This is a genomic window from Povalibacter sp., from assembly GCF_036735925.1.
Classification (GTDB): Bacteria; Pseudomonadota; Gammaproteobacteria; order Steroidobacterales; family Steroidobacteraceae; genus Steroidobacter.
In genome coordinates this window covers 1-25,607 of sequence record NZ_DAINNK010000070.1, presented here as the reverse complement: position 1 = coordinate 25,607, position 25,607 = coordinate 1, and the positions used below count along the sequence as shown (strand labels likewise).

Annotated in this window: 17 protein-coding genes; 6 read left to right on the top strand and 11 right to left on the bottom strand. The window is 63.8% G+C overall.

The genetic code is table 11. From position 1 onward, the window contains the following. Positions 1 to 373: 373 nt before the first annotated feature. The 3 genes from V7D81_RS18200 to V7D81_RS18190 are packed head-to-tail and all read right to left on the bottom strand — an operon-like array spanning position 374 to position 3,872. Positions 374 to 1,615 carry a dihydrolipoamide acetyltransferase family protein gene (locus V7D81_RS18200; RefSeq protein ID WP_324318895.1) on the bottom strand — a complete coding sequence of 414 codons (1,242 nt, stop codon included), beginning with the start codon at positions 1,613 to 1,615 and terminating at the stop codon, positions 374 to 376. Continuing rightward, positions 1,612 to 2,628: an alpha-ketoacid dehydrogenase subunit beta gene (locus tag V7D81_RS18195; RefSeq protein WP_324318893.1), complete on the bottom strand. Its 1,017-nt coding sequence runs from the start codon at positions 2,626 to 2,628 to the stop codon at positions 1,612 to 1,614. Before V7D81_RS18195 ends, V7D81_RS18200 begins: the two co-directional genes overlap by 4 nt. 2 nt (positions 2,629 to 2,630) lie before the next feature. Continuing rightward, entirely contained in the window at positions 2,631 to 3,872 is a 1,242-nt protein-coding gene (locus V7D81_RS18190; RefSeq protein ID WP_324318891.1) for a thiamine pyrophosphate-dependent enzyme, read from the bottom strand. 164 nt (positions 3,873 to 4,036) lie between these two features. Between V7D81_RS18190 and V7D81_RS18185 the strand changes: the two genes are divergently transcribed. Then, positions 4,037 to 4,513, top strand: coding sequence for an Lrp/AsnC family transcriptional regulator (locus V7D81_RS18185; RefSeq protein ID WP_349257691.1), 477 nt, complete (start codon positions 4,037 to 4,039; stop codon positions 4,511 to 4,513). Between the two features lie 29 nt (positions 4,514 to 4,542). Here the strand turns inward: V7D81_RS18185 and V7D81_RS18180 are convergent, their stop codons facing one another. From V7D81_RS18180 to V7D81_RS18160, 5 genes are all read right to left on the bottom strand, one after another. Next, entirely contained in the window at positions 4,543 to 5,250 is a 708-nt protein-coding gene (locus V7D81_RS18180; RefSeq protein ID WP_324318887.1) for a class I SAM-dependent methyltransferase, read from the bottom strand. Positions 5,251 to 5,334: 84 nt separating this feature from the next. Beyond that, on the bottom strand, positions 5,335 to 6,285 hold the full coding sequence (locus V7D81_RS18175; RefSeq protein ID WP_324318885.1) for a 3-oxoacyl-ACP synthase III family protein: 951 nt from the start codon (positions 6,283 to 6,285) through the stop codon (positions 5,335 to 5,337). A 141-nt stretch (positions 6,286 to 6,426) separates the two neighbouring features. Then, on the bottom strand, positions 6,427 to 7,266 hold the full coding sequence (locus V7D81_RS18170) for a cobalamin-binding protein (protein WP_324318883.1): 840 nt from the start codon (positions 7,264 to 7,266) through the stop codon (positions 6,427 to 6,429). 174 nt (positions 7,267 to 7,440) lie between these two features. Beyond that, entirely contained in the window at positions 7,441 to 9,174 is a 1,734-nt protein-coding gene (locus tag V7D81_RS18165) for an acyl-CoA dehydrogenase (RefSeq protein WP_442958363.1), read from the bottom strand. 147 nt (positions 9,175 to 9,321) lie between these two features. Beyond that, a complete protein-coding gene (locus V7D81_RS18160) occupies positions 9,322 to 12,804 on the bottom strand; it encodes a methylmalonyl-CoA mutase family protein (RefSeq protein ID WP_324318879.1) in 3,483 nt (1,160 codons plus the stop codon). 175 nt (positions 12,805 to 12,979) lie between these two features. Between V7D81_RS18160 and V7D81_RS18155 the strand changes: the two genes are divergently transcribed. Both V7D81_RS18155 and V7D81_RS18150 read left to right on the top strand, forming a co-directional pair. Continuing rightward, positions 12,980 to 13,642, top strand: coding sequence for a TetR/AcrR family transcriptional regulator (locus tag V7D81_RS18155; RefSeq protein WP_324318877.1), 663 nt, complete (start codon positions 12,980 to 12,982; stop codon positions 13,640 to 13,642). A 55-nt stretch (positions 13,643 to 13,697) separates the two neighbouring features. Next, complete coding sequence (locus tag V7D81_RS18150) at positions 13,698 to 14,246, top strand: cob(I)yrinic acid a,c-diamide adenosyltransferase (protein ID WP_324318875.1); 549 nt, start codon at positions 13,698 to 13,700, stop codon at positions 14,244 to 14,246. Between the two features lie 12 nt (positions 14,247 to 14,258). Here V7D81_RS18150 and V7D81_RS18145 read toward each other — a convergent pair whose 3' ends face one another. Then, positions 14,259 to 15,323 carry a hypothetical protein gene (locus V7D81_RS18145; RefSeq protein WP_324318873.1) on the bottom strand — a complete coding sequence of 355 codons (1,065 nt, stop codon included), beginning with the start codon at positions 15,321 to 15,323 and terminating at the stop codon, positions 14,259 to 14,261. Between the two features lie 271 nt (positions 15,324 to 15,594). On the opposite strand from V7D81_RS18145, the gene V7D81_RS18140 reads away from it, so the two are divergent. Continuing rightward, positions 15,595 to 17,412, top strand: a complete 1,818-nt coding sequence (locus V7D81_RS18140) for an outer membrane protein assembly factor BamB family protein (RefSeq protein ID WP_324318871.1) — start codon at positions 15,595 to 15,597, stop codon at positions 17,410 to 17,412. Here V7D81_RS18140 and V7D81_RS18135 read toward each other — a convergent pair. After that, the gene (locus V7D81_RS18135) at positions 17,390 to 17,848 is read right to left on the bottom strand and encodes a hypothetical protein (protein ID WP_324318869.1); all 459 of its coding nucleotides are present in this window, start codon (positions 17,846 to 17,848) and stop codon (positions 17,390 to 17,392) included. The genes V7D81_RS18140 and V7D81_RS18135 overlap by 23 nt on opposite strands. Positions 17,849 to 18,062: 214 nt before the next feature. Here V7D81_RS18135 and V7D81_RS18130 point away from each other — a divergent pair, with 214 nt between their 5' ends. After that, a complete protein-coding gene (locus tag V7D81_RS18130; protein WP_324318867.1) occupies positions 18,063 to 21,695 on the top strand; it encodes a hypothetical protein in 3,633 nt (1,210 codons plus the stop codon). Between the two features lie 246 nt (positions 21,696 to 21,941). Then, complete coding sequence (locus V7D81_RS18125; RefSeq protein WP_324318865.1) at positions 21,942 to 23,639, top strand: phosphoethanolamine transferase; 1,698 nt, start codon at positions 21,942 to 21,944, stop codon at positions 23,637 to 23,639. A 124-nt stretch (positions 23,640 to 23,763) separates the two neighbouring features. Here V7D81_RS18125 and V7D81_RS18120 read toward each other — a convergent pair whose 3' ends face one another. Next, positions 23,764 to 25,524: a DUF885 domain-containing protein gene (locus tag V7D81_RS18120; protein WP_324318863.1), complete on the bottom strand. Its 1,761-nt coding sequence runs from the start codon at positions 25,522 to 25,524 to the stop codon at positions 23,764 to 23,766. Between the last annotated feature and the right edge of the window lie 83 nt (positions 25,525 to 25,607).

Below are 25,607 nucleotides of genomic sequence, written 5' to 3'. Positions count from 1 at the left end.
GAAGGGAAAGTTCCGCGCTCGTTTCCTGCTGTGGGGCCGGCTTGAGCCGGCCTGGAAATGTCAGGCTGAAGCCTGACCCACAGGAAGGATTCCTGTTGTGGGGCCGGCTTGAGCCGGCCGGGAATGTCAGGCTGAAGCCTGACCCACAGGAAGGATTCCTGCTGTGGGGCCGGCTTGAGCCGGCCGGGAATGTCAGGCTGAAGCCTGACCCACAGAAGGATTCCTGTTGTGGGGCCGGCTTGAGCCGGCCGGGAATGTCAGGCTGAAGCCTGACCCACAGGAAGGATTCCTGCTGTGGGGCCGGCTTCAGCCGGCCTGGGAATGTCAGGCTGAAGCCTGACCCACAGGGGAAAGAAATGAAAGAGAGGCGCCGTCAGATCTCCGCAAAAATCATCGCCGGATGCTCCAGGCATTCCTTCAGCGCCTGGATCAGCGACGCCGCATCGTGACCGTCGACGAAGCGATGATCGAAGGAACTCGACAGATTCATCATGCGACGCACCGCGATCTCGCCGCGGATGATGACGGGCCGCTCGACCGCGTTGTTCACGCCGATGATCGAGACTTCCGGTGCATTGATGATGGGCGTGGAGGCAATGCCGCCGAGCCGGCCGAGACTGGTCAGGGTCAGGGTCGATCCCGACAGCTCATCGCGCGTGGCCTTGTTGTTGCGCGCCGCTTCGCTGACGCGCCGGATTTCGCCAGCGACTTCGCCGAGCGAACGCTGCTCGACGTTGCGTACCACCGGCACCTTCAGGCCATCGGGCGTCTGGGTGGCAATGCCCAGATGCAGCGGCCGATAGCGCATGAGCACATTGCGTTCGCTGTCGTAGCGCACGTTGCACTGGGGGAATCTCGGTAGGATACGCACCAGCGCCAGTGCAATGAACGGCAGGTAGGTGTACGACGGCGCGCCTTTCGGCTGCTTCGCATTGAGATGCTGGCGCAGCGATTCCAGTTCGGTCACGTCGACTTCCTCGACGTACGAGAAATGCGGAATCGTCTGCACCGTCTGCAGCATGCGCTGCGCGATCAGGCGGCGCATGCCGATGACGGGCACTTCCTCGACTTCGACGCCCGCCGGACGGGCCGTCGGTGCTTTCGCGGTGGAGCGCCGCTCGACGAAGCTGTTGAAGTCCTCGCGCGAAATACGTCCGCCGGGGCCGCTGCCCGGCACCTTCGCCAGTTCGATGCCGGCCTCGCGCGCGCGACGCCGCGTGGCCGGCGACGCCATCACACGTCCACCGGTCGACGCGGGCGCTTCCGCAACCTTCGCCGCCTTCGTCGGTGGCGTCGACGCTGCTGTTGCCGGCGTTGTTTGTACAACTGGCGGCGCCGGTGCCCGCTCCGGCGCGCTGCTGGCCGCCGCAGCAGCATCGGTTTCGAACACGACCAGTTCGGCACCGACCGGCACGCTGTCGCCGGGCTGACCGGCAATCGACACGATGCGACCGCTCACCGGCGCCGACACTTCGACCGTGGCTTTCTCGGTCATCACATCGAGGATGACCTGCTCTTCCTTCACTACGTCACCGGGCTTGACGTGGCACGCGACGATCTCCGCGGCCACGGTGCCTTCGCCCAGGTCGGGCATCTTGAAGATGTAACGACTCATGCGGCTGCCTTCACTTTCTTCAGGGCGGCGTTGATGCGTTCCTGTCCAGGAAAGTATTCCCACTCGAATGCGTGCGGATACGGCGTGTCCCAGCCGGCAACCCGTTCGATCGGCGCTTCGAGATTCCAGAAGCATTCTTCCTGGATCGTCGCCGCGAGCTCGGCGCCGAACCCGGCGAAGCGCGTGGCTTCATGCACGATCACGCAGCGGCCGGTTTTCTTCACCGATGTCGCAATGGTTTCGACATCGAGCGGCACGATGGACCGCAGGTCGATGATCTCCGCATCGGTGCCGCTGGCCTTCGCTGCCGCTTCGGCCACGTGCACCAGCGTGCCGTAGGTGATCACGGTGACCTCGTTGCCGGGCTTCACGATTTCGGCGCGTCCCATCGGCACGGTGTAGTGCCCTTCCGGCACCTCGCCCTTCGGATGCGCACTCCACGGCGTCGCTGGTTTGTTGGGATCGCCATCGAACGGACCGTTGTAGAGCCGCTTCGGCTCGAAGAAGATCACGGGATCGTCGTCTTCGATCGCGGAAATCAGCAGGCCCTTCGCATCGTAGGGATTCGAGGGCATCAACACCTTGATGCCGCAGATGTGCGCGAACAGCGCTTCCGGACTCTGCGAATGCGTCTGGCCACCGCGAATGCCGCCGCCGGCCGGCACGCGCACGGTCACGGGGGCGAACATGTCACCGGCCGTGCGATAGCGCAGTCGCGCCAGCTCGCTGGTGATCTGGTCGAAGCCGGGATAGATGTAGTCGGCGAACTGGATTTCGGCCACGGGGCGCAGTCCGTTCGTCGCCATGCCGATGGCCGCGGCGATGATGCCGCCTTCGGCGATCGGCATGTCGAGCACGCGGTGTTCGCCGTGCTTGCGCTGCAGTCCGTCGGTGCAACGGAACACGCCGCCGAAGTAGCCGACGTCCTGCCCCATCACGACGACCGATCGATCGCGGCCGAGCATCACGTCCATCGCCGAGTTCAGCGCCTGCACCATGTTCATCTGGGCCATGTTCAGCGCCCCTCCCGCAGCTTGCGCAGTTCGTCGCGCTGGCGACGCAGGTGATCGGGCAGTTCCTTGAACACATCGTCGAACAGCGAATCGGGATCGAGCGACGGACCTTCCGTCATCGTTCCGTAGGAGACGGACTCCTTCCAGTTGTCGGCGACGAGTTCGGTGATCTCCCGTTCCAGCCGCTGGTGCTGATCTTCGGACCAGGCGCCAGTGGCGATCATGTGCTGCTTCAGGCGCTCGATCGGATCGCCGAGCGGGAAGTCCTTCCACTCCTCCTTCGGCCGGTAGCGCGACGGATCGTCGCTGGTCGAATGCGGGCCCGCGCGATAGGTGACGTGTTCGATGAGTGTGGCGCCACCGCCGGTGCGTGCGCGCTCGGCGGCCCATTGCGTCACGGCATAGATCGCGAGGAAGTCGTTGCCGTCGACGCGCAGGCCGGGAATGCCGTAGCCGGGGCCGCGCGCCGCGAAGGTCTGCTGCTCGCCGCCGGCAAATCCCTGAAACGTGGAAATCGCCCACTGGTTGTTGACGACGTTGATCAGCACGGGCGCGCGATACACGGCCGCGAACGTGAGCGCGTGATGGAAGTCGGCTTCGGCCGTTGCACCCTCGCCCGTCCAGGTCGCGGCGATGTGGTCCTCGCCCTTGATCGCGGCCGCCATCGCCCAACCCACGGCCTGCGGCACCTGGGTCGTGAGATTGCCGGAGACGGAGAAAATGTTGCCGCCGGTCCAGTGATACATGATCGGCATCTGCCGGCCCTTGCACATGTCGCGCGAGTTCGACAGACATTGGCACATCAGGTCGACGAGATTGTGACCGCGGGCGACATGCAGACCCTGCTGCCGGTACGACGGAAAGAGCATGTCGCCCGGACGCAGCGCCATCGCCTGCGCCACCGACACGGCTTCCTCGCCCGTCGAGCGGATATAGAAGGAGATCTTTCCCGAGCGCTGTGCGCGCTGCATGCGATCGTCATACGCGCGCGTCGTCATCATGTGTCGCAACGCGACCTGCAGTTCCGGCGCCTCGAGATGCGGATCCCATTGACCGACGGCGCGATGGTTGTCATCGAGCACGCGCACGAGCGTGGTGGCAAGACTGGAGATCGTATCGGCCGGCGCCTTGGTGTCCGGACGCGACACACTGCCGGCGGGAGCGAGCTTGAGATAGCCGAAATCGGCGGCTTCCCCGGGGCGAGCCGGCGGATGGGGAACATGAAGGCGCGATGCGGATGGCATGCGGGGTGTTCTCCTGATGGTTGTTCTGACAGCAGACAGCCCTGATCTGACGCATCAGCGTACGGAAAAGAGCCGTGACGCTCATTGCCAAACTTGCAAAAAACAGGCGGTTTCTGAAATATCCGTTTCAGTATCCAAATATTCGTGCAACAGGCAATGCAGAGATGACGCAACGGGAACTGGACCGCACCGACCTCAAGATCCTCGACGTGCTGCAGCACCAGGGGAATCTTTCGGCAGCCGAGATCGCCGAAAAGGTAGGCCTCACAGCCACGACGGCCTGGCGCCGCATCTCACGGCTGGAAGAGGACGGCGTCATCAAGCAGCGCGTGACGCTGCTGAACCGCGAAGCGGTGGGACTTCAGGTCACGGTGTTCGCGCACGTGCGGCTGTCGAGCCAGGGGGGCGATGCGGTGACGAAGTTCGAGCAAGCCGTGCGCAAGCATCCCGAAATCCTGGAATGCTTCACCATGCTCGGTGAAACCGACTTCCTGCTGCGCGTCGTCGCGCGCGACCTGAAGTCGTACGAGTCATTCTTTCGCGACCACCTGTCGCGTTTCCCCGGTGTGCAAGTCGTGAACTCGTCGCTCGCGCTGTCGGCGATCAAGGAGACGACGGTGTTGCCGCTAGCAAAAAACTAAAGCGCCCCTCCTCCACAGTTCGCGAAGCTTCATGCCTCTTGACCTGGGTCCTGTCCGGTCACTATGTCTGACGGAGGAACCATGGGTCGCTTCTCCACAACAAGGATGCTGTCGTAGAAATGCAGCGAGTGCACTGACCTGGTGAAATCGGTCACCGACAATTTCTGCTGTCGCAACTTGTACCATCGATTCTGCCGTTTTCTGTCTGAATCGCGAACATGCCAAGCATGAATGTAGTCGATGAAATTCTTGCTGTATTCGATGAATGTATTCTTTGCTCTATAGCCACCGCCATACCCACGCCAGTAGGAGGTATGCAAGTCTTCGCATAGATAGACCCCATCGTGCGCGACATGGGGGAACAGTTCTTCGAAGGTGGTTATCTGCTGCGTCATCGTGTGTCCGCCGTCATCAATCAAAATGTCAATGACGGGCACGCGCTCTTTCAATGAACGTAAGAAAGATCGGTCTTCTTGACTGCCGATCAGTACTTCAACCTGCTCCTCCGCAAATGCTGCGCAGTCTGGATTGATATCAACACCGACGATCCGCGCCTTTGGGCCAAAGTAGTTCTTCCACATCTGCAGTGAACCACCCTTGAACACGCCGATCTCAACAATGGTCACCTCCTGGTCGCGGTATCGCGAGAAATGACGGTCGTAGATCTCAAAGTAGTGCTTCCATTTGTGGATTACTCGATCGGAATTGCCATAAAAATAGCGTTCAAGATCATTCATATTCCGTGCTTCCTATCAGACACATCCATTTTTGCGCTTTTGGCGCGCTCACGCTCATGCCGGAGATCGCGGCTATGCCCTGAACTAACCGCGCACCCTCCGCAACAGCGCCGCACCCGCCGAATACCCGCCGCCGAACGCGACGATGACGCCGGTGTCGCCGGGCTGCAGGCGTTCCCAGTAGCGGTGATAGGTGATGGCGACACTGGCGCAGCCGGTGTTGCCGAGTTCCTGGATGGTGAGCGCCGCGAGTTCGGGCGGGACTTTCAGGTGTTCGATCACGCAATCGATGATGCGCTTGTTGGCCTGGTGGGGAATCATCAGCTTCAGGTCTTCGAGTGCGATGCCGTGTCGACCGAGGATGTCATGCGCCGCGGCGACCATCTCGCGACAGGCGTGCATGAAAATGTCCTTGCCGTGCAGCATCACCAGGCCGTCCTGGTGCGGCACCATCTGGATGCCTTCCGGGCCGCGACCGAGATCGCCGCGACCGATCGCGCGGACGTCGACGATCTGCACGCCCTGCCCGCCCGGCTCTTTCGATACCAGCAATGCGGCGGCACCATCGCCCCAGAGATGACCGGACTTTTCGTCCGCATCGCGCGAGTAAAGGCTGTTGTGTTCGACCGCGATCACCAGCGCCTTCGACGCGCGTCCCGACTGGAAATAGGTCCAGGTGATTTCCAATGCGTCGATGAAGGACGAACAGGCGGTCGACACGTACAGGGCGCGCGCATCGCGGATGCTGAAATGTTTCTGCACGACATGGGCGATCGTGCCGATCGTGTCCCAGGGGGTGTAGGACGCGCCGATGATCAGGTCCACGCCTTCGAGCAGTTGCGGCGCATCGCGCACCAGATTCTCGACGGCCGCGATCGACATCGTGTTGGCGTTCTCGCCCTGCGCGGCACGGCGACGCTCGCGGATGCCGGTGAGTTTTTCGAACCACTCGGTCGGGCGTCCGGTCAGGTTGCTGAAATATTCGTTGTCGACGACGCGCGCCGGCACGTAATCGGCAGAAGCATGAATGAACACGAGACGGGTCGACTCCGGGGCAGGATTTGGCGGCGCGGGATTATGCCACGGTGTCGGGGTGGCCTCGGGGATGGGATTCGCTCTCTGCCTGAGTGGGGCCGGCTTCAGCCGGCCTTTTGAGGAGTCAGGCTGAAGCCTGACCTACAGCAGAGGCCGGCTGAAGCCGGCCCCACAGGCAGAAATCCGGCGCTGCTGCCACGCCTCGATGATGCGATGGATGGCCTGTACCCCGTCGGTCAGCGCCGCCGGCCCCGGCTGCAGGATGATCGGCGACTTGATTTCATGCAGTTCGTTCGCCGCCACTGCCGGAACCGCGTCCCAGCCGGCTCGCCCGCGCACGATTTCCGGCCGGAATTTCTTGCCGCACCACGAACCCAGGATGAGATCTGGCGCTGCAGCGATGACTTCTCGCGGGTCGGCAATGATCCGGTCCTTGCCCAGCGAATGCTTCGCGTACTGGGGAAAGCACTCCACCCCGCCGGCAATCTCGACGAGTTCCGAAACCCAGCGGCTGCCGGCAATCAGCGGTTCGTCCCATTCCTCGAAGTACACGCGCGGCCTGACGGTCCATTGCGCCGCCATCGCGCGGATCCGATCGAGCCCGGCAGTCAGTTCATCACACAGCATCTCGGCGCGCGCCTGGCAGCCGTCCATGCCGCCAAGCGTGCGGATCATCGCAAGGATGCCGGCCACATCGCGGTGATTGAACACATGCACGTCCACGCCGCGACGTATCAGATCCGCCGCGATGTCCGCCTGCAGATCCGAGAACCCGAGAACCAGATCGGGCTGCAGCTCGCAGATACGGTCGATCTTCGCGCTGGTGAATGCCGACACCTTCGGCTTTTCCTTGCGGGCACGCGCCGGCCGCACCGTGAAGCCGGAAATACCGACGATGCGCTGGTCCTCGCCGAGCAGGTACAGCGTTTCGGTGGTTTCTTCGGTGAGACAGACGATGCGGCTGGGGTGGTCGGAGGGCATGCGGCGAACTGTCGATACTTCGTACCGGGCGGTCAACTCACCGCACAAGGAGCCAAGAGAATGGCCGCAAAAAGGCGCAGAAGACTCAAGGCAAGAAGCGAGAATTTGTTCTTTTGACCTTGCGTCCTTTTGCGCCTTCTTGCGGCTATTCCTCTCTCCGAATCACTCCGGGGCTCAGAACAACTCCGGGTCAGCTTCCACGATGCCGCCCGCTCCCGACTTCACGATCGCCGCCAGTGCATGCGCCTGCGGCAGTACTTGCTCGACGTAGGCACGCACGATCTGCTGCTTCGATCGGTAGAACTCGCGATCGTCGCTCATGTAACGCTCGGCGAGATCGTGCGACTTCGCCATCAGCCAGCCGCCGATCACGAGACCGCTGAGCATGAGATAGGGAACGGCGACGGCCTGCGCGCGCTCCGGATCCTGTTTGGCCGACTGCAGCAGGTTTGTCGTGGCTTCGCGCAGCAATCCGACGGCAGCGAGTGCCGACGCTGCGGATGCCTGTTTGGTCAGCGGCTCGAGTTCTTCCACCATGTCGGCGATGAGCCGGCTCATCGCTTCACCGGCGTCGCGCACCACTTTGCGTCCCACCAGATCTCCCGCCTGAATGCCGGTGGTGCCCTCGTAGATGGTCGTGATGCGAACGTCGCGATAGAACTGCGCGGCGCCGGTCTCTTCGATGAATCCCATGCCGCCGTGCACCTGCACCCCGAGCGACGCCATCGCGACGCCGGTTTCCGTGGACCAGCCTTTCACGATCGGAATCAGCAGATCGCCGCGCGACTGTGCGGCAGCGCGTGCCTTCTCATCGCCATGCCGGCGACCGATGTCGAGCTGCGAGGCCGCATACAGCGCGATGGCGCGCGCCGCATCGGCATGCGCCTTCATCGTCAGCAGCATGCGTTTGACGTCGGCGTGATAGGCAATCGGCAGCGGCTTGCCTTCCGTCGGGCCGCGCTTGCCGCCGGGCCGACCCTGCACGCGGTTGCGTGCGTATTCGAGGGCATGCTGATACGCGCGCTCGGCGAGCGCATAGCCTTCCAGTCCGACGGACAGGCGCGCGGCATTCATCATGATGAACATGTATTCGAGGCCGCGATTGGCTTCGCCGACCAGATAACCCGTCGCACCCTGCTTGTCGCCGAAGGACAGCACGCAGGTCGGGCTCGCATGGATGCCGATCTTGTGTTCGATCGACACGCAGCGCACGTCGTTGCGTTCGCCGAGACTGCCGTCGTCGTTGACCAGCACCTTCGGCACGATGAACAGCGAGATGCCCTTCACGCCTGCGGGTGCGCCTTCGATGCGCGCCAGCACGAGGTGAATCGTATTCGGGGTGTAGTCGTGATCGCCGTAGGTGATGAAGATCTTCTGGCCGTAGAGGCGATAGGCATCGCCATCAGGCACGGCACGCGTGCGGATCGCGGCCAGATCCGAACCTGCCTGCGGTTCGGTCAGAACCATCGTACCGGTCCACTCGCCGCTGATGATCTTCGGCAGGAATTTGTGCTTCTGTGCAGGCGTACCGCACTGCTCGATCGCCTCGACTCCGCCCTGCGACAACATCGGGCAAAGCTTGAACGCCAGATTCGCCGACGCCCACAACTCTTCGACTGCAGTACCGAGAACGGTCGGCGCGCCCTGCCCGCCGTGTTCCTGCGGCGCGCGCAGTTGCGTCCAGCCGCCTTCGACGAACTGCGCATAGGCTGCCTTGAACTCCGGCGGCATCACGACACCGTCGGGCGTCCACTTCGCACCAGTCAGATCGCCTTTGCGATTGATGGGTGCCAGCACTTCCTCCGCGAACTTTCCGGCTTCATCGAGAACCGAGTCGGCGAGGTCGGCGGAGTATTCCTCCAGGCCGGGCAGCTCGGCGAGACGGGCATCGCCGACGAGATGGTGCATTACGAAACGGAGTTCTTTCAGAGGGGCTTTGTACATGTGAAAATTTTCTGGCGATGACTGTTAAGAGAGGGGGACTCTGCAGGACTGTAGGTCAGGCTTTAGCCTGACCTGAAAAAGGCCGGCTGAAGCCGGCCCCACAACTCCCGATCACATACTGCGCCGATACTGCCCGCCGACATCGTACAGCGCACGCGAAATCTGCCCGAGCGAACAAACCCGTACCGCGTTCATCAGCTCTTCGAACACATTGCCGCCGGACGTCGCCACGGATTGCAGTCGTGACAATGCCGCGGCGCTCCGGTCGGCATTGCGTTGCTGGAAGTTGCGCACGGCTGCGACCTGGAAGTCCTTCTCCTCATCGGTCGAGCGGATCAGCGCCACCGTCCTGGCCTGTTCGCTCTCGGCCTTGTCGCTCAGGAACGTGTTCACGCCGATCAGCGGCAGCGAGCCGTCGTGCTTGAGCTTCTCGTAGTGCATGCTTTCTTCCTGGATGCGGCTGCGCTGGTACATCGTCTCCATCGCGCCGAGCACGCCGCCGCGCTCCGAAATCGATTCGAACTCCCTGTAGACCGCCTCTTCGACGAGATCGGTCAGGTATTCCATGAAGAACGAGCCCTGCCAGGGGTTCTGGTTCTTGTTGATTCCCAGTTCGCGATTGATGATGAGCTGGATCGCCACCGCGCGCCGCACGCTTTCCTCCGTCGGCGTCGTCAACGCCTCGTCATACGCATTCGTGTGCAGCGAATTGCAGTTGTCGAACAGCGCGTACATCGCCTGCAGCGTCGTACGGATGTCGTTGAACTGGATTTCCTGCGCGTGCAGGGAACGGCCCGACGTCTGGATGTGGTACTTGAGCATCTGGCTGCGCGAACCGGCGCCGTACAGATCGCGCATCGCGCGCGCCCAGATACGGCGCGCCACGCGGCCGATGACCGCGTACTCCGGGTCCATGCCGTTGGAGAAGAAGAACGACAGGTTCGGCGCGAAGTCGTCGATCTTCATGCCGCGCGCCAGGTAGTACTCGGCGATGGTGAAGCCGTTCGACAGCGTGAAGGCGAGCTGGCTGATCGGATTCGCACCGGCCTCGGCGATGTGGTAGCCGGAGATCGATACGGAATAAAAATTGCGCACCTTGTTATCGATGAAGTACTGCTGCACGTCGCCCATCATGCGCAGTGCGAACTCCGTCGAGAAAATACAGGTGTTCTGCGCCTGGTCTTCCTTGAGGATGTCGGCCTGCACCGTGCCGCGGACCTGCGACAGTGCTTCGGCGCGCAGGCGTGCGTACTCCTCGGCGCTCAGGACGCCGGGCGCGACCAGTTGATCGCCAGTGACGCCAAGCAGCGCGACGCCCGAACCATCGTGCCCTTCCGGCAGATCGCCGTTGTAGTGCGGTGCTTCCGCGTTCGTCGCGGTGCGCAGTTCGGCGATGCTTTTTTCCGCAGCCGCCCAACGCCCTTCGGCGCGCAGGAAGCGCTCGATGCGCTGGTCGATGGCGGTATTCATGAACATCGCGAGCAGCATCGGTGCCGGACCATTGATGGTCATCGACACGGAAGTCGTCGGCGCACACAGATCGAAGCCGGAGTACAACTTCTTCATGTCATCGAGCGTTGCGATCGACACGCCGGAATTGCCGGTGCGGCCGTAGATGTCGGGACGCGTGTCGGGATCCTCGCCGTATAGCGTCGTCGAGTCGAAAGCTGTCGACAGGCGCGTGGCACCGTGGTCGCCAGCGAGATAGTGGAAGCGACGGTTGGTCCGCTCCGGGCCGCCTTCGCCCGCGAACATGCGGATGGGATCCTCCTCTTCGCGCCGATACGGATACACGCCCGCCGTGTACGGATAGCTGCCCGGCAGATTCTCCGTGAGGATGAACTTCAGCGTCTCGCCCCAGTCGCGGAACGCGGGCGCCGCAATCTTCGGCATGGCGTTACCGGATAGCGAAGTGGTGTAATTCTCACCGACGACATTCTTGTCGCGCACCTTGTACGAATACTGCGCATCGCTCACGCCGCGCACGCGCTGCGGCCAGCGCTTCAGTTCGGCGATGCCTTCCTGGCCGATGGCATCGAGCGCCGCGTTGTATGACGAGCGCAAGGCAACCAGGCTGCGATCCGCAGCAGCGTCGCTCAACGCATCTTCCGGGAACCGGTCGAGCGGCCCAGGAAGCCTGGCATCGTGCAGGGCCTTGAGCGATTCGTGGAGACCGCCGGCTCGGCGCGCCGCTTCCGCCGCGGCTTCGATGTTCGCCTTGGCACGGCGGCCATTGCCCGCGATCTCCGCGAGATAGCGCGCCCGCGACGCAGGGATCAGCGGATCGCGCGAGACGAACTCGGTCGGTCCCACGTCGCTGACCGTCCGGCGCTTGCCCTCGGTCGGCGCCTTGGTGTCCACGAGGCGGCACAGCACGCCGAACAGGCGGTTCACGCCGGGGTCGTTGAAACGACTGGCGATGGTCGGGAACACCGGCACTTCGACGTCGGGCAGATGCGCCCCATCGCGATGGTTGCGGCGCCACTGCTTGCGCACGTCGCGCAGCGCATCTTCGGCGCCGCGCTTCTCGAACTTGTTGAGTACGACGACGTCGGCGAAGTCCAGCATGTCGATCTTTTCGAGCTGACTGGCCGCACCGTATTCGCTGGTCATCACATAGCCGGAGACATCGACGAGATCCGTGATCTCGGTATCCGACTGCCCGATGCCGGCCGTCTCGACCACGATCAGATCGAATCCCGCGAGCCGCAGCAGACCGATGGCGTCCTTGAGAATGGCGCTGGTCGCGAGGTTCTGACGCCGCGTCGCCAGCGAGCGCATGAAGATGTTGCCGGTCGACAGCGAGTTCATGCGGATACGATCGCCGAGCAGCGCACCGCCGGAACGACGGCGGGTCGGGTCCATCGCCAGCACGGCGATGTTGCGGTCCGGAAAGTGCCGCACGAAACGCTGCAGCAGTTCGTCCGTGAGGCTCGACTTGCCCGCACCGCCCGTGCCGGTCAGGCCGATCACCGGGGCATGCGACTTCGAACGGGCAATCGCACGGCGGATCGGATCGTCGCCCGACGCCGGATCGGCGTCTTCGAGCGCCGAGATCGTGCGCGCGATCTGTTCATGATCTTTCGGATTCAAGGGCGCGAACTCGAACGCAGGCTTCGCCGCTGCGCGCACGCGCTTGAACACGTCGTCGATCATGCCGTCGAGCCCCAGGCGACGACCGTCCTCGGGCGTGTAGATGCGCTCGACTCCGTGCCGCTGCAATGCTTCGACCTCGTGCGGCGCGATCGTGCCGCCCCCGCCGACGATCACGCGAATATGCGGGACGCCCTTCTCGCGCAGCATGTCGACCATGTAGGCGAAGTATTCGTTGTGTCCGCCCTGGTACGAAGACACGGCGATCGCATCAGCGTCCTCCTGGATCGCCGCGCGCACGATCTCCGCGACGCTGCGGTTGTGCCCCAGATGCACGACTTCCGCACCATGCGCCTGCAGCAGCCGGCGGATCATGTTGATCGCCGCGTCGTGACCGTCGAACAGCGATGCCGCCGTGACGAAACGCAGCGGCTTGACGGCACCGGCGACAGATTCGTTGCCCGCAGCAACCGCGCGGGACAACGCAGCGACACTATTCATTCAGGCCTCGCAGGACGGATCGGCGGTCTACGGAAGGCGGCAAAGGTACTTTGCCGTATATACTATACCGTCGAGTATATTTACCGTCCCCGCGACCGGTCAATCGCGACCGGCGGATGGCGCAGTGCGTCAGTGCTTTGCGTATGATGCCGCGGCAGAAACCCAGGAGCCTCGAGTGGCCAGCCGATCGACACGCGACAACACGGCGAAGAAATCTGCTGCGGACGCAGCAACGGCGCTGTGGTCCCCTTCCGCCTCGCGCGTCCGCGACCGCGAACGCAAACGTGAAGCCGTGATCCAGACCGCCGCACGCGCCTTCCGGGCACGCGGCTATCACAACACCTCGCTCGACGACATCGCCGGCATCCTCAACGTCACCAAGCCCACGGTCTATCACTACGTCGAGAACAAGGAGCAACTGCTGTTCGAATGCTTCCAGACGGGCCTCGCCCAGATCATGGCCGGCTTCGAGGAAGTCGCCGATTCCAAGGCGACGGCGCGCGAACGCCTGAGCCTGGTGATCACCCGCTATGCCGAGGCGATCACTTCCGATTTCGGCTGGTGCATGGTCCAGGCAGAGAACCAGGATCTGAGTCCGGCCATGAGCAGGAAGGTGAAGCTGCTCAAGTCCGAGATCGACCAGGGACTGCGCAAACTGATTCGCGACGGCGCCCGCGACGGCTCGCTGCGCAAGTGCGACGACAAGATGACGGCCTTCGCCATCGCGGGTGCACTCAACTGGATCGCACACTGGTATCGCGAGGACGAGCCGCTCTCGGCAACGCAGATCGCAACGCGTTATCTCGAACTGTTCGATCTCGGCCTGCAGCCTAGATAGTCACCCCCACCCTAGCCCTCCCCCGCAAGCGGAGGAGGGAAAAACGGATCCAGTCATGGGCCACCGACTCAGCAAGATCTACACCCGCACGGGCGATCAGGGCACTACCGGTCTCGGCGACGGCACGCGCGTTCCCAAGACGCACGGCCGCATCGAAGCGTATGGCGCCGTGGACGAAGCGAACAGCGCCATCGGCATGACGCTGGCGGTGAAAGGACTGCCCGAGGACGTCGTGAAACTGCTGACGGAAATCCAGCACGACCTGTTCGATCTCGGCGGCGAACTCGCCGTCCCCGGCTATCGCGCCATCGGGCAGCCGAAGATCGATGCGCTCGAACAGGCGCTCGACCGGCTCAACGACGATCTGCCCATGCTGAAGGAATTCATCCTGCCCGGCGGCGGCCCGGCCGCTGCGGCATGTCACCTGGCACGGACGATCACGCGTCGCGCCGAGCGCCAAGTGTGGCGACTGATGGAATCGGAGTCAGTCGCCACCGAAGTCCCGCAGTACCTCAACCGGTTGTCGGACCTGCTGTTCGTGGTCGCGCGCGTGCTGGCGCGTCACGAGAACGGGCAGGAAGTGCTCTGGAAGCGCGACCGCTAGAAGAACTCTCCCCTACTTCTTCGCCCCCTCGCCGCTCGCCGCCTGACGCTCCGCTTCGCGCGCACCGGCCAGAATGCCGGGCAGTGCGTAGTTGCCTTCGTGGCAGGCGTATTCGTAGATCTTTTCGTTCGTCGCGTTCATGGCGACCTGGCCGCGCCAGGGTTGCGTGAACGTGCCCGGATCGTCGATCTGGAATTCGTAGAGGATCTTGCCGGGCTCGACGCGCGTGAACCGCTCCGTGACTTTCAGATTCTGGGAGGCGCCGCGGAAGCTCTGCTGCCTGGGAAAATTGATGGTTTCGACGACGAGCGTGTCGCCTTCCCAGCGACCGACGGAATCGCCCATCCATTTGCGCACGGTCGAGGGACCGTGTTTCGCATCGAGGCGGACGATGCGTGCGTCGTGCACCATCTCGACCAGGATCAGCACCGTGTCCCTGTTCTGCACGATCTGGTAGTTGTTGTTGTAGAGCAGCGGAATCATCGGCGGACCGGCGCTCGATCCGAACGACAGGATGCAGCGTTCGCCGAGCGAGCGCACTTCCGGACCGTCGGCATTGCCGCTGCCGCCCGAGCGTGCCGCATACCGCGCCGCCATGGCCTGCCGCGCTTCCGGCAGCAGCGGCGGCACCTTGCCGTTCGGCGGATCGACGATCATCGAGGTGCGGTACTCGCCATTGATCTGCATCACCTGCGTACCGGGATCGACCCAGAAACTGTTGTAGCCGCAGTTGACGCCGGTGAAGCCGCGACCGCAGTCGTGCGGCAGATCCTTGATGCCGAGCTTGGGATCGGTAGGAAGATTCGCTTTCTCGTTCGCGTCCGCTTCGGCACTCTCGATGGTCTGTGCTTCGTCGGCCGGGATCGTCAACCGATCGCCGAACTTCGCTTCGCGCTCCAGCGGTGTGAGCGTCGCATTGGTCCAGTTGCCCTGCAGATCGGGCTGGCCGAACGCCGTCCGCGGCGCCTCGTAGTTCTTCCAGGGCTGCTCTGCGGCATTCGCACCTGTTGCGCCGGAAACGAGCGCCGCGAAGCACAGCGATGCCAGCACGATCTTCGGTCTGCGGCAGCTCTTCATCACACACCCCCGAAAAAGCAGCCAATCGTTTTTCCGTCCGTGCGCGAGCTTATCGCGAAGAACTGTAAACGGAATACTCGGTATGGATTTCTCGCAGCGCGAGTACGTCAAGAAAGGCCAATCAGCGTCCGGTTGCGCCGTCGCCGGAAAATGCTCTGTTAGGATCGCCGCGCATCGCAGACAAGAACTCATCTGCATCGGGGGACCAGTGGGAACTCTTCCAGTTCGCGCCGCGCTGATTGCGGCTTTTTTCGCGACCGCTCCCGTTCACTTGTCAACCGCCAGAGCGGCGGAAGCGCCAACCGGGCATCCGGGCAAGGCGATCTACGACCGCACCTGCGCCGCGTGCCACGACAACCCGGAAGCGACGCGTTCGCCATCGCTGCAGGCATTGCAGGCCATGCGTTATCAGACGATCGAGTACGCTCTCACCCAGGGCAAGATGCAGGCACAGGCTGCGGCCCTGTCGGCGAAGGAACGCGCCACGCTCGTGGAATTCCTGGTGGGCCAGCAGGCCGCCGACGACAGCTGGATCGCCAGGTTCATGTGTCCCGCCGATCGTCGTACGCCGGATCTCTCGGCCACGCCGGTCATCACCGGATTCGGTTTCGACAATCACAATCACCGGCACCTGACCGCGGCGCAGACCGGGCTGCATACGGCCGACTTCGCCAACCTCGAGCTCGCCTGGGCCATAGGCTTTCCGAAGGCGGCGAACATGCGGTCGCAGGCGGCAGTGGTCGGCAGCACGTTGTTCTATCCCGTACCCGAACTGTCGACGCTGTTCGCCATCGACGTTTCGGGCAAGCCCTGCATCCAGTGGACTTACGTCCACGAATCGCCGCTGCGTACCAGCCCGGCCTACGGCGAGCTGCCCGACAAGCGCAAGGTGCTGGTGTTCTCGGATCTCTCCTCGAACGTGCACATGGTCGACGCGACAACGGGCAAGGGACTGTGGCGCACCCCCGTCGGACTGTTCCGCTTTTCGCTGACCACCGGCACGCCGGTCATCCACAAGGACCGCGTCTACGCACCGATCTCGCAGTACGAGATTTCCGTCGGCGGCAACGACAATCACGAGTGCTGCATCACTCACGGTGCCGTGACGGCGCTCGATGCAACGACGGGCGCGAAGATCTGGACCGCGCACACGATGGAGGACGCCAAACCCGTCCGCGACCGCGGCGACGGCAAGATGCTGCTCGGTCCGTCGGGCGCGCCGATCTGGAATTCACCTGCGATCGACGAGAAGCGCAACGTGCTCTACGTCGGCACGGGCGAGGCGACCTCGGAACCGGCCGCGCCGACCACTGATGCAATCCTTGCCATCGATCTGAAGGACGGCTCGATCCGCTGGAGTTACCAGGCCACGGCCAATGACATCTTCCTGAGCGGCTGCTTCGGCGAAAAGAAGGGATTGAACTGCCCGAAGGACGCCGTCCCGCGCGATGTCGACTTCGGCGCCTCGATGGTTCTCGCCAAGCGCTCCGACGGCTCGGACATCCTGCTCGCGGGCCAGAAGTCCGGCACGCTGTGGGCACTCGATCCCGACAAGGGCACCGTCGAATGGCGCCAGGACTTCGGCGAAGGCTCGCCGCTCGGCGGCATTCACTGGGGCATCGCCTATGACGGCGAGCGCGTCTATGCGCCGATCAATCGACCGTACGGCCGCGGTGTCACCGGCGATCAGAAGCCCGGCATCCATGCCGTGAAGGTCGACAACGGCGACGTGCTGTGGACCTTCGCCGCGGAACCGCAATGCGACGGCGATCGCGAGAAGCGCGTCCGCAACTGCACCACGAACATCGGGCTGTCGGCGGCCCCTGCGGTCATCGACGGCGCGGTCGTCGCCGGAGGTCTCGACGGCATCCTGCGCGTCCTCGATGCGAAAACCGGCGCCGTGCTGTTCAAGTTCGATACGGCGCAACCGTTCGACGCCATCAACGGCGTGAAGGCCACGGGCGGGTCGATCGACAGCGCCTCGATCTTCGCCGGCCACGGCTATCTGTTCGTGAACTCCGGCTATGGTCAGTTCGGACAGACGCCGGGCAACGTGCTGCTGGCGTTCAGGCCGAAGGCGAAGAAGTAACGGCCGGCCCGACGGTCGCCGGCCAGACGATCAGGCGCTGGATGTCCTCCAGCGCCCAGCCTTCATCTTCGAGCTGCCAGCCGCGACTGAAGATCACGGGTTCCTGCGCGGCTTCAGCTGCCGCATTCGCCGCGGCGGCGATCACGTCGCGATACGCCTGACGCTCGTGCAGCGACACGCTGTCGAAGGCCGCGACCGTGCGTTGCAGACAGGCAATCACCTGGATCGACGACAACTGCCGGTCGGCCAGAAGACGCAACTGTCGCTGGCACAGGCCGCGGTGAAACAGCGCGCCGATGAATGAATCGGCCTCGCACCACAACGCCATTTCGATCACGCGACGATTCGCTGCACTGAACTCCCTGGTGAGGCCGGCCGGCCCGTTGCCCGACGCCGCCGAGACATGCAACACGGCGAACAGCGGCGCCTGTTGCAATGAAGTCCAGCAGTCGCCGGCATATGCAACAGGCCACTCACGCGCCGATCGCGCGCGTCGTGCGTGCCTTTCGATCCTGCTGCGACTACTGCTCTTCACCTTACAGATCTGTCTGTGAGCACTCCGGTATCGCAGCATGCTGCTGCGATACCCGTAGGTTCAATTGCGCAAAGGTGCGAGCGGGCGAACACTGCAGAAGCTGCAAGGAAACGGTATGAGCGCCGCGCAACAGGGCATGCCCGACAGCCGGAGGATCAGACTCCGCGGCAACTGGATGCCGATCGTCCTCACCCTCGTCGGCGTGTTCTTCGTCGGCATCGTCGGCTACTTTGCCCTGCAATATCTCCGGGGCAGCGCGTTTCAGGAAGAGCGCGCATTCCGCGTCCTCGGCGAAGTTTCCAAGCAGTTCGACAACATGCAGGAAACGCTCGGCAGCCTGCTGACCCTGGTGCCGGAATCCCTGCTGACCGGCGAGTGCGGACTCGCCGATACGGGCGAATACATCGCCAAGCTGAAACTGACCGACCTCAACCTGAAGCGGTTCGCTGCAAAGACGCCCACAGCCGGCGACCGGTTCGATGTCGTCATGGACGATCCGCGGCGTCCGTTCACCGTGCACACGCGAGCCGCGACCCGCAGCGGCTGTTCGCTGCAGATCACCGGAACCCTGCAGCAGCATCTGCCCGCCTTCGTCGCCCAGCGCTATTTCGATGAAGTGCTGCTGACGCTGCAGAGCGGCGCAGTCCTGGGCACCGTCTCCAACCGCAGCGGCGATCCCGCACGGGCGGACCTGCATCCCGACACGTCCATCGACCGGCCAGTCGCGGATGCGCGCCTGCTGCTGTTGCGGGCCGCGGCCGAATCCGATGCCGGACGCCTGTCGGACTTCTGGAACACGCAGGCGGAGAAACGCGAGCCGCTGTATCAGCAACCGTTTCATTCGGTCGCCTTCCGGCAGAGCATCGGCGGTCACACCTATGTGGTGTCCGTACTGCCGATCATTCCGTCGTACGCCGTGCGCGTGGACACCAGACCGAACGGCGGCGACGCGCAGGAAGCGCAGGCGCTGCTCTACCTCATCGGCCTCAAGCGGCAACACCTGGGACAACAGGCCACGGACGCGCTCGGGCCGGCGGGCACCCTCACGGTGACCACGCTCGTGCTGCTCGGCATCCTGCTGTGGCCCTTCATCGGCCTGCGACTGGCGACGAAGCACAGCGCGATCTCGGGTTTCCAGGTGTTCGCCGTCATCGTCTCGCTGCTGCTGATTCCCGTCGTGCTGACCGCCTGCGGCGTGTGGCTATGGAACGATCTGCGACTGCTCGTGTGGGCGGATCGTGGCGCGGAGCATTACGCGGCCGGCATCGAACGGAGTCTTCGCCATGAACTGGAAGAAAGCGTGCTGCTGCTCGATGCCTATCGCGATCTGGCGAACTCGCCCACAGCCTGCACCTCCGCGACGGATGCGCCGGTGCGACTCGATCCACAGACGCGAAAGACGGCGCTGGCAACGATCGTCCGCCAGCCCGGCGGTGCGGACTGCAAGATCTTCCTGCAATCGCGACCGACCCCTGACGACGCACTGGGCAACTGGTCGCCGATACGCACCGCCGTGCCGCTCGACAGTGTCGGCACGAGCATCGCACCGCGCATCACCGCCTTCGGCAACGTGCCGGTGAAATCGAAGCTGGACGTCAGGGATCGGGCGTACTTCCGCTCATTGAGCGCCGGCCAGCAGTGGATGAGCAGCGACGATCATGGCGAACCGGTGCCGTTCGTGGCGCAACGTCTGTTCAACCGTTCGGACGCCGCGCGCACGCTGCAGCTTGCCATTCCGCGCACGCGCGAAACGCTGTGGCGAGGCGCGATGATCGGCGATACGCGCGTGTACGGGCTCACCGCCGGCATTCGTCCGCCGCTGTTGCGCTTCGCCGTCATCGACCGCGCCAACGGCGAGGTACTGTTCCACTCCGACGACGAACGCAGCCTCGCCGAGAACCTGCTGACCGAGACCGATGACAACGCCGCGCTCAGGCAGGCACTGTCCAGCGGCGGCTGGGCGGAACGGCGCATCGCGCTCGAGGATCATTTCAGCACCCAGTACGTGGGCGAACCGCATCGCTTCTACTATCGCTCGATGGCCGGTGTGCCCTGGGGTGTCGTCGTCTACTACCCGACGCGGACCCTGAGCGAGATTTCGCTGGACGCGACCATCGCAACGCTGGCCACGTGCATCGGCTTCGTGACGCTGATCGCACTGATGCTGGTCGCGACGGCTTTCTTCGGCAGCATCCGTCCCGACCGGCACCTGCTCTCCTGCATCTGGCCGCAGTGGGAATGGCGCCATTCCTATCCGCGCATCGCGCTCGGACTCACGTGCTTCGGTGCGATCCTGATTGCGGGCCTCATCTACTGCCTTCGGTACGGACACGCATGGATCGTCGGCCTCGTCGTCATCGCAACCGGCATTCTGATCGCACTGCTGTTCGCGCGATTCGACGCGATTGCACCTCGCACGACGACGCCGCGCGCCTATCGCGCCTTCTACGCGTGGGCCGTCGTTGCATTCATCGCCGTCATCGTGATCGCACCGACGGCCATGCTGGCCTTCCGTTACCAGGACGTTTCGATGCAGGGCTACCTGCGCAATGCACTCGCACAGTCCGCGAACGACGTGCAGCAGCGCCGGCGGCTCATGCAGAGCGATCTGGCCCGCTGGGTGCCCGATGCCGCCGAGCGACAGGCGCGTTATCCCGATGGCTGGACGCTGGCCCGGCTGCTGCCGGTACCGGGATTCCGCAACGAACCCGGCGCGGAGCCGACGTGCTCGCTCTGGTCCATGACCGCCTTTCCCGACCTGCCATGGATCGATGCCGACGGCCCGGCGAGACTGGACATGATCCGTCGCACGATCTGGCGGGTGACGACGGCGACGAGCCCGCAGGAACGTCGCGGTGTGCGCAGCACCGCGGGCGGCGGAGATTCGCAGCCGCGCTGTTCCTTCGCGGTGTCGTCCAGTCCGCGGGACGCCGTTGCCAATCGCCCTGCGGTGCAACGTCTGCTGCGCACCGAAGACGATCGCATCATTCGCATCCGTTTCGAGGCGACTGCCGCGGCCGCGACACCGGCGCCCAACGACGACGTGATCCATCGCGACCGCTGGTGGTCGACCTGGAATGCCGCACTGCTGAGCCTGGCGCTGCTGTTCGTGCTGGTCGTCCTCGTGGCCAATGCGGCGCGCCGGCTCTTCGGCATCTATCTGCCGTTCGGCGCGCGCCACGTCGAGCTGGCGCCCCAGGCCGGCTTCCCGTTCGATGAGCTGCTGGAGACGGAACTGAAGATCGACCAGCTCAAGGTGCAGCTCGGCGATCGCTTCACCGACAAGGACGCTGCCGATCTGCGACGCATCCACTGCACGGGACGTTATCAGCAGCTGTGGTCGACGCTCTCCGCCGACGAGCGGCATCTGCTGCACCAGCTGGCGATGGGCCAGTTCGCCAACCCCGAAAACACGGCGACGATCGAGAGCCTGCTCTACAAGCGCTACATCCGCCTGCGGCCCTGGCCGGTCATCAACGATCAGGGCTTCGCCGACTTCGCGCGCAGTGCGCCGGAGCTGGAACAGTTCAGCGCCGACCGCCGCCAGTGGGCGCGCGAGGAAGCCGAAAGCACCTGGAACCGCGTCCGCAAGCCGCTCCTGCTGATCGGCGTACTGCTGGCCATCGGCCTGATGGCGCTGGCCGGTACGACGATGCAGATCGTGTCCACTGCGCTGGCGGCCATTACGGCGCTGCTCGGATCGGTCACGCAGGTGACCAACTTCGTGCGCAAGGACGGCGGGTCGTAGGTCGAGCTGCGAGTCCGCAGCATGTTCGCCTTCGGCGACATCGATTGATGTCGCCATTTCCATCGTCCAACTGTTCCTGGCTTCGCAGCACTGGGCGAACTCTCCGATCGCCTGCCTCTTTGCCGGCCCACTGCGTTCCGGATCAGGCACGCCCTGAATCTGAAGATTCCCGCGTTCCTCGCGATTGTCGCGCGACGGATGCCGCGTCAAACGCGGCATGAACAAGCGCAGCTTCGCGTTGCGGTCATGACCGCAACCACCTACATCCCCACCAGCTCTTCCCTTCTCGCGCGATTGCAGAGTCGCTGGGCTCGGGGCATCTCCTGCAACTCGCCCGTCGCCTTTGCCTTTGCGGTGTCGTTTGCCTGGCTTGCTTTCTACAACGTCAGGTTCTGGCAGGACACCATCGCCGCAATGTGGCACGCAAACGCGGCTTCGCTGGCGTTCATGGCGAGCCTGTTTGCCTTCGTTCTGTGCACACAGGCACTTCTCCTGCTGATTCTTCCGCGTCGGCTCATGGCCGGCGCGGCATCCGCATTGTTCATCGTTGCCTCCATCGGCGATTTCTTTTCGGCGAAATACGGCATCGTGATGAACAAGGACATGATGCGAAACGTCCTGCAGACCGATCCCGCCGAAGCGCACGGTCTGCTGAGTGCTGCGCTGGCGCAATGGGTCGTGCTGATGGGTATCCTGCCGATGATTCTCGTCTGGAGAGTCCGGTTTCCTCGCGTGACCTTCGGCCGTGCGCTTCGCCAGCGCGCCCTCGCCATTGGCGGAATCCTGCTGACGTGCATGATCGCCCTGCTGAGCTGCTCCGCCAGCTACGCCGTCTTCTTTCGCGAGCACAAGCCCATCCGCTTCACGCTGAGTCCGGCGGCCCCCGTGGCAAGCAGCCTGCAGCTGCTCTCCGAGACGAGCAAAGCGGGCAACACGGGCCCGGCCGTCAATGTCAGCGGGCCTGCGTATCGCGTACTGCCGCCGCAGGGCAAGCCGCTGGTCGTCGTGATCGTCGTGGGCGAAACCGCCCGCGCCGCCAACTTCCAGCTCGGCGGATACGCCCGCGACACCAACCCGCGCCTGACGCAGGAACAGGATCTGGTGTACTTCGGCGATACGACTTCGTGCGGCACCTCGACCGCCATTTCCGTGCCCTGCATGTTCTCTCATCTGGGACGCAGCCAGTTCGACGTCAATACCGCCGGCGGCTACACGAACCTGCTGGACAGCCTGCACGAGGCCGGTTTCGAAGTGGAATGGCGCGACAACAATGCCGGATGCAAGGGTGTCTGCAAACGCGTCAATCGCATCGACTACAGTCAGCGCACCGATCCAGTCCGGTGCGAGCAATCCTATTGCTACGACGAAATCATGCTCGACGACATGGATCGGCGCCTGCGCGATCTTCAGGGCGACACGGTGATCGTGATGCACATGATCGGCAGTCACGGCCCTGCCTACCATGAGCGCTATCCTCCACCGTTCGAAAAGTTCAAGCCGTCGTGCCGCTCCAACGAACTGCAGCACTGCAGCGCCGCAGAGGTAACCAACGCCTACGACAACACCATCCTCTACACCGACTACGTGCTCGCAGCGACGATCGATCGCCTGCGCAATGCGGCCGACCAGGTCGACAGCGTGCTGCTGTACGCGTCCGACCATGGCGAGTCGCTCGGAGAGCAAGGCATGTACCTGCACGGTCTGCCGTACACCTTCGCTCCCGAAACGCAGAAGCATGTGCCGATGCTGCTATGGACGTCCCGCGGCTTTCAGCATCGCCGCAAGCTCGATACGCCGTGCCTGATGAAGGAATCGACGCAGGCGCTCTCTCACGACAACATCTATCACACCGTGCTGGGACTCGCCGGCGTAAGGAACGCCAGCTACAACCCCGCACTCGATCTCATCGCGGGCTGCTCCGATTCGTTTGGCGGTCACGAATGAATCTGTCGCATCGCCTGCCTGCCACTCCGCATTCCTCTGCCGCTACGTCTCACGGCACTATGTCGGTTCGAGCCTGCTCAGGCGCCATGGCATCGGCGAACGCACTGCTGCTACGGCATAACTGCTACTCGCGGCGTGCATTCATCTGCCCCGGCACGAACTCTTCCATCACCGCCTTCTCCAGCAGATCGAACGGCAGCAATCCCTGGCCGATGAGGAAATCGTGGTACGGCTGCTCGCGGAAACGCTCGCGCAGCAGCAGCTCCACTTTCGTGCGCAGCGCATCGAGCTTCGAATAGCCGTAGTAGTACGAAGTCGCCTGGCCCGGCGCATTGAACGTGTAGCGATCGACTTCCTGCTTTGCCATCGGCTCCGACAGCATCACTTCGTTCATGAGGAAGCTCTGTGCGGCGTCCGGTTCCATCAGGCCGAGATTGAGCATGGGATCGAGGAAGGCCCGCGCCTCGCGCATCAGGCGCATCTGCAGCGCGCCGAGCTGTCCTTCCGGCGGCAGGTACTGCTTCATCACGGCTTCGGCATAGAGTGCCCAGCCTTCGACATTGGCGCTGTTGAATGCATAGACGACCCGCGCCGTCGACACGCCGCGCTCCAGCATCGCCGCGAACTGCAGTTCGTGACCGGGTCGTGCCTCGTGGGCCGTGAGCGTCCAGGCAATGGCGTCGTAGTTGAAGTCATCCATCGGCGCGCCGGCTTTCGCGTTCGGATTGCTGGTGGGCAGCACGAACTCGGCCGGTTCTCCCTGGTTGCCGACGAGGCGCGGCGGATCGATGTGCGGCGCCGGACTCGCCGCCGATTCCGCCTCGGTGCCGAGCCGGATGACGGCCTTGCGCGACGGCAGGGTCACGATGTTTTCGCGACGGACGATGGCCTCGATCTGCTCCAGCCGTCCGTAGTAGAGATCCAGCAGCTTGTCGTTCGGGATCTGCTCCTTCTTCAGCTGCCGGATCACGTCGCGATAGCCGTCGGCCTTCCAGCCGCGCTGCGCGGCGATCGTGCGCGCCACCGTTTCGATCTCGCTGCGCGTCTGCATGTAGTTCGCCATCGCACGGTCGATGATCTCGTGCGGATCCATGTCGACGCCGAACTGCTTCAGGTTGTTGGCATAAAGTTCGGCCGGCAGCTGACTGCTCTTGCGGGCGTGCGGCAGAACGGTCGCGCGCACCCAGTCGCCGTAGTCGCCGACCTGCCGGCGCAGCGTGGCGAGATCCTTCTGCCAGCCTTTCAGGCCGCTGCCCTTCAGCAGCGTCTCGATGCCGTCGAGGTAGCGCTCCTGGTTGTCGAGATACTGCTGTGCTTCGACGATCCACGGGCCGAGCAACGCCGGATTCGCGGCGGCCTCTTCTTCATAGCGTTGCCTTGCCAGCTCGGTCATCGGCGTATGGCCCTTCTCCGCCCCGACATACCGCCGCAGGCGGACGAGCGCCGCCGGGTGACGTTCCTTCGCGACGCGCGCATCGAGCAGGTTCTGGAAGCCGCCGAACAGCACCTGCGGCAAGTCGAAGTACGTCAGCAGATATTTCTGATTCAGCTCCAGCGTCTCGAGCTGCGTCCCGGCCGCGTCGATAAGGATGTCGAGATCCTGGAGCACGCGCTTGTCGGTCGTGGTGGTCCGCAGCGATTGCAGCTGCGCGACCGCCGCCCGGTAATCCGCCGCCTGCCGTTCGGCAACGCGCGGTTTCAGATCGAAGACTTCTTCGTCGTGGCCCTCGACGCCGCTCGCGCTGGCGCTCTCGGGAAAATACTTCGCGTTGATGTCGAGCAGGATCTGCGCATTGCGATTGCTTTGCTGCAGCCAGTCCGGTTCGGCGGCGGCGGCGAAGTGCGTTGCGAGACAGGCAATGGCGGCAAGAATCCAGCGGGTCATGGGAAAGTCCCCTTCATTTCGTTGGCGACAGGCCGGCTGAAGCCCAATAATGGGATGGACCCGTCCCCCCCTTTGATCCGGCG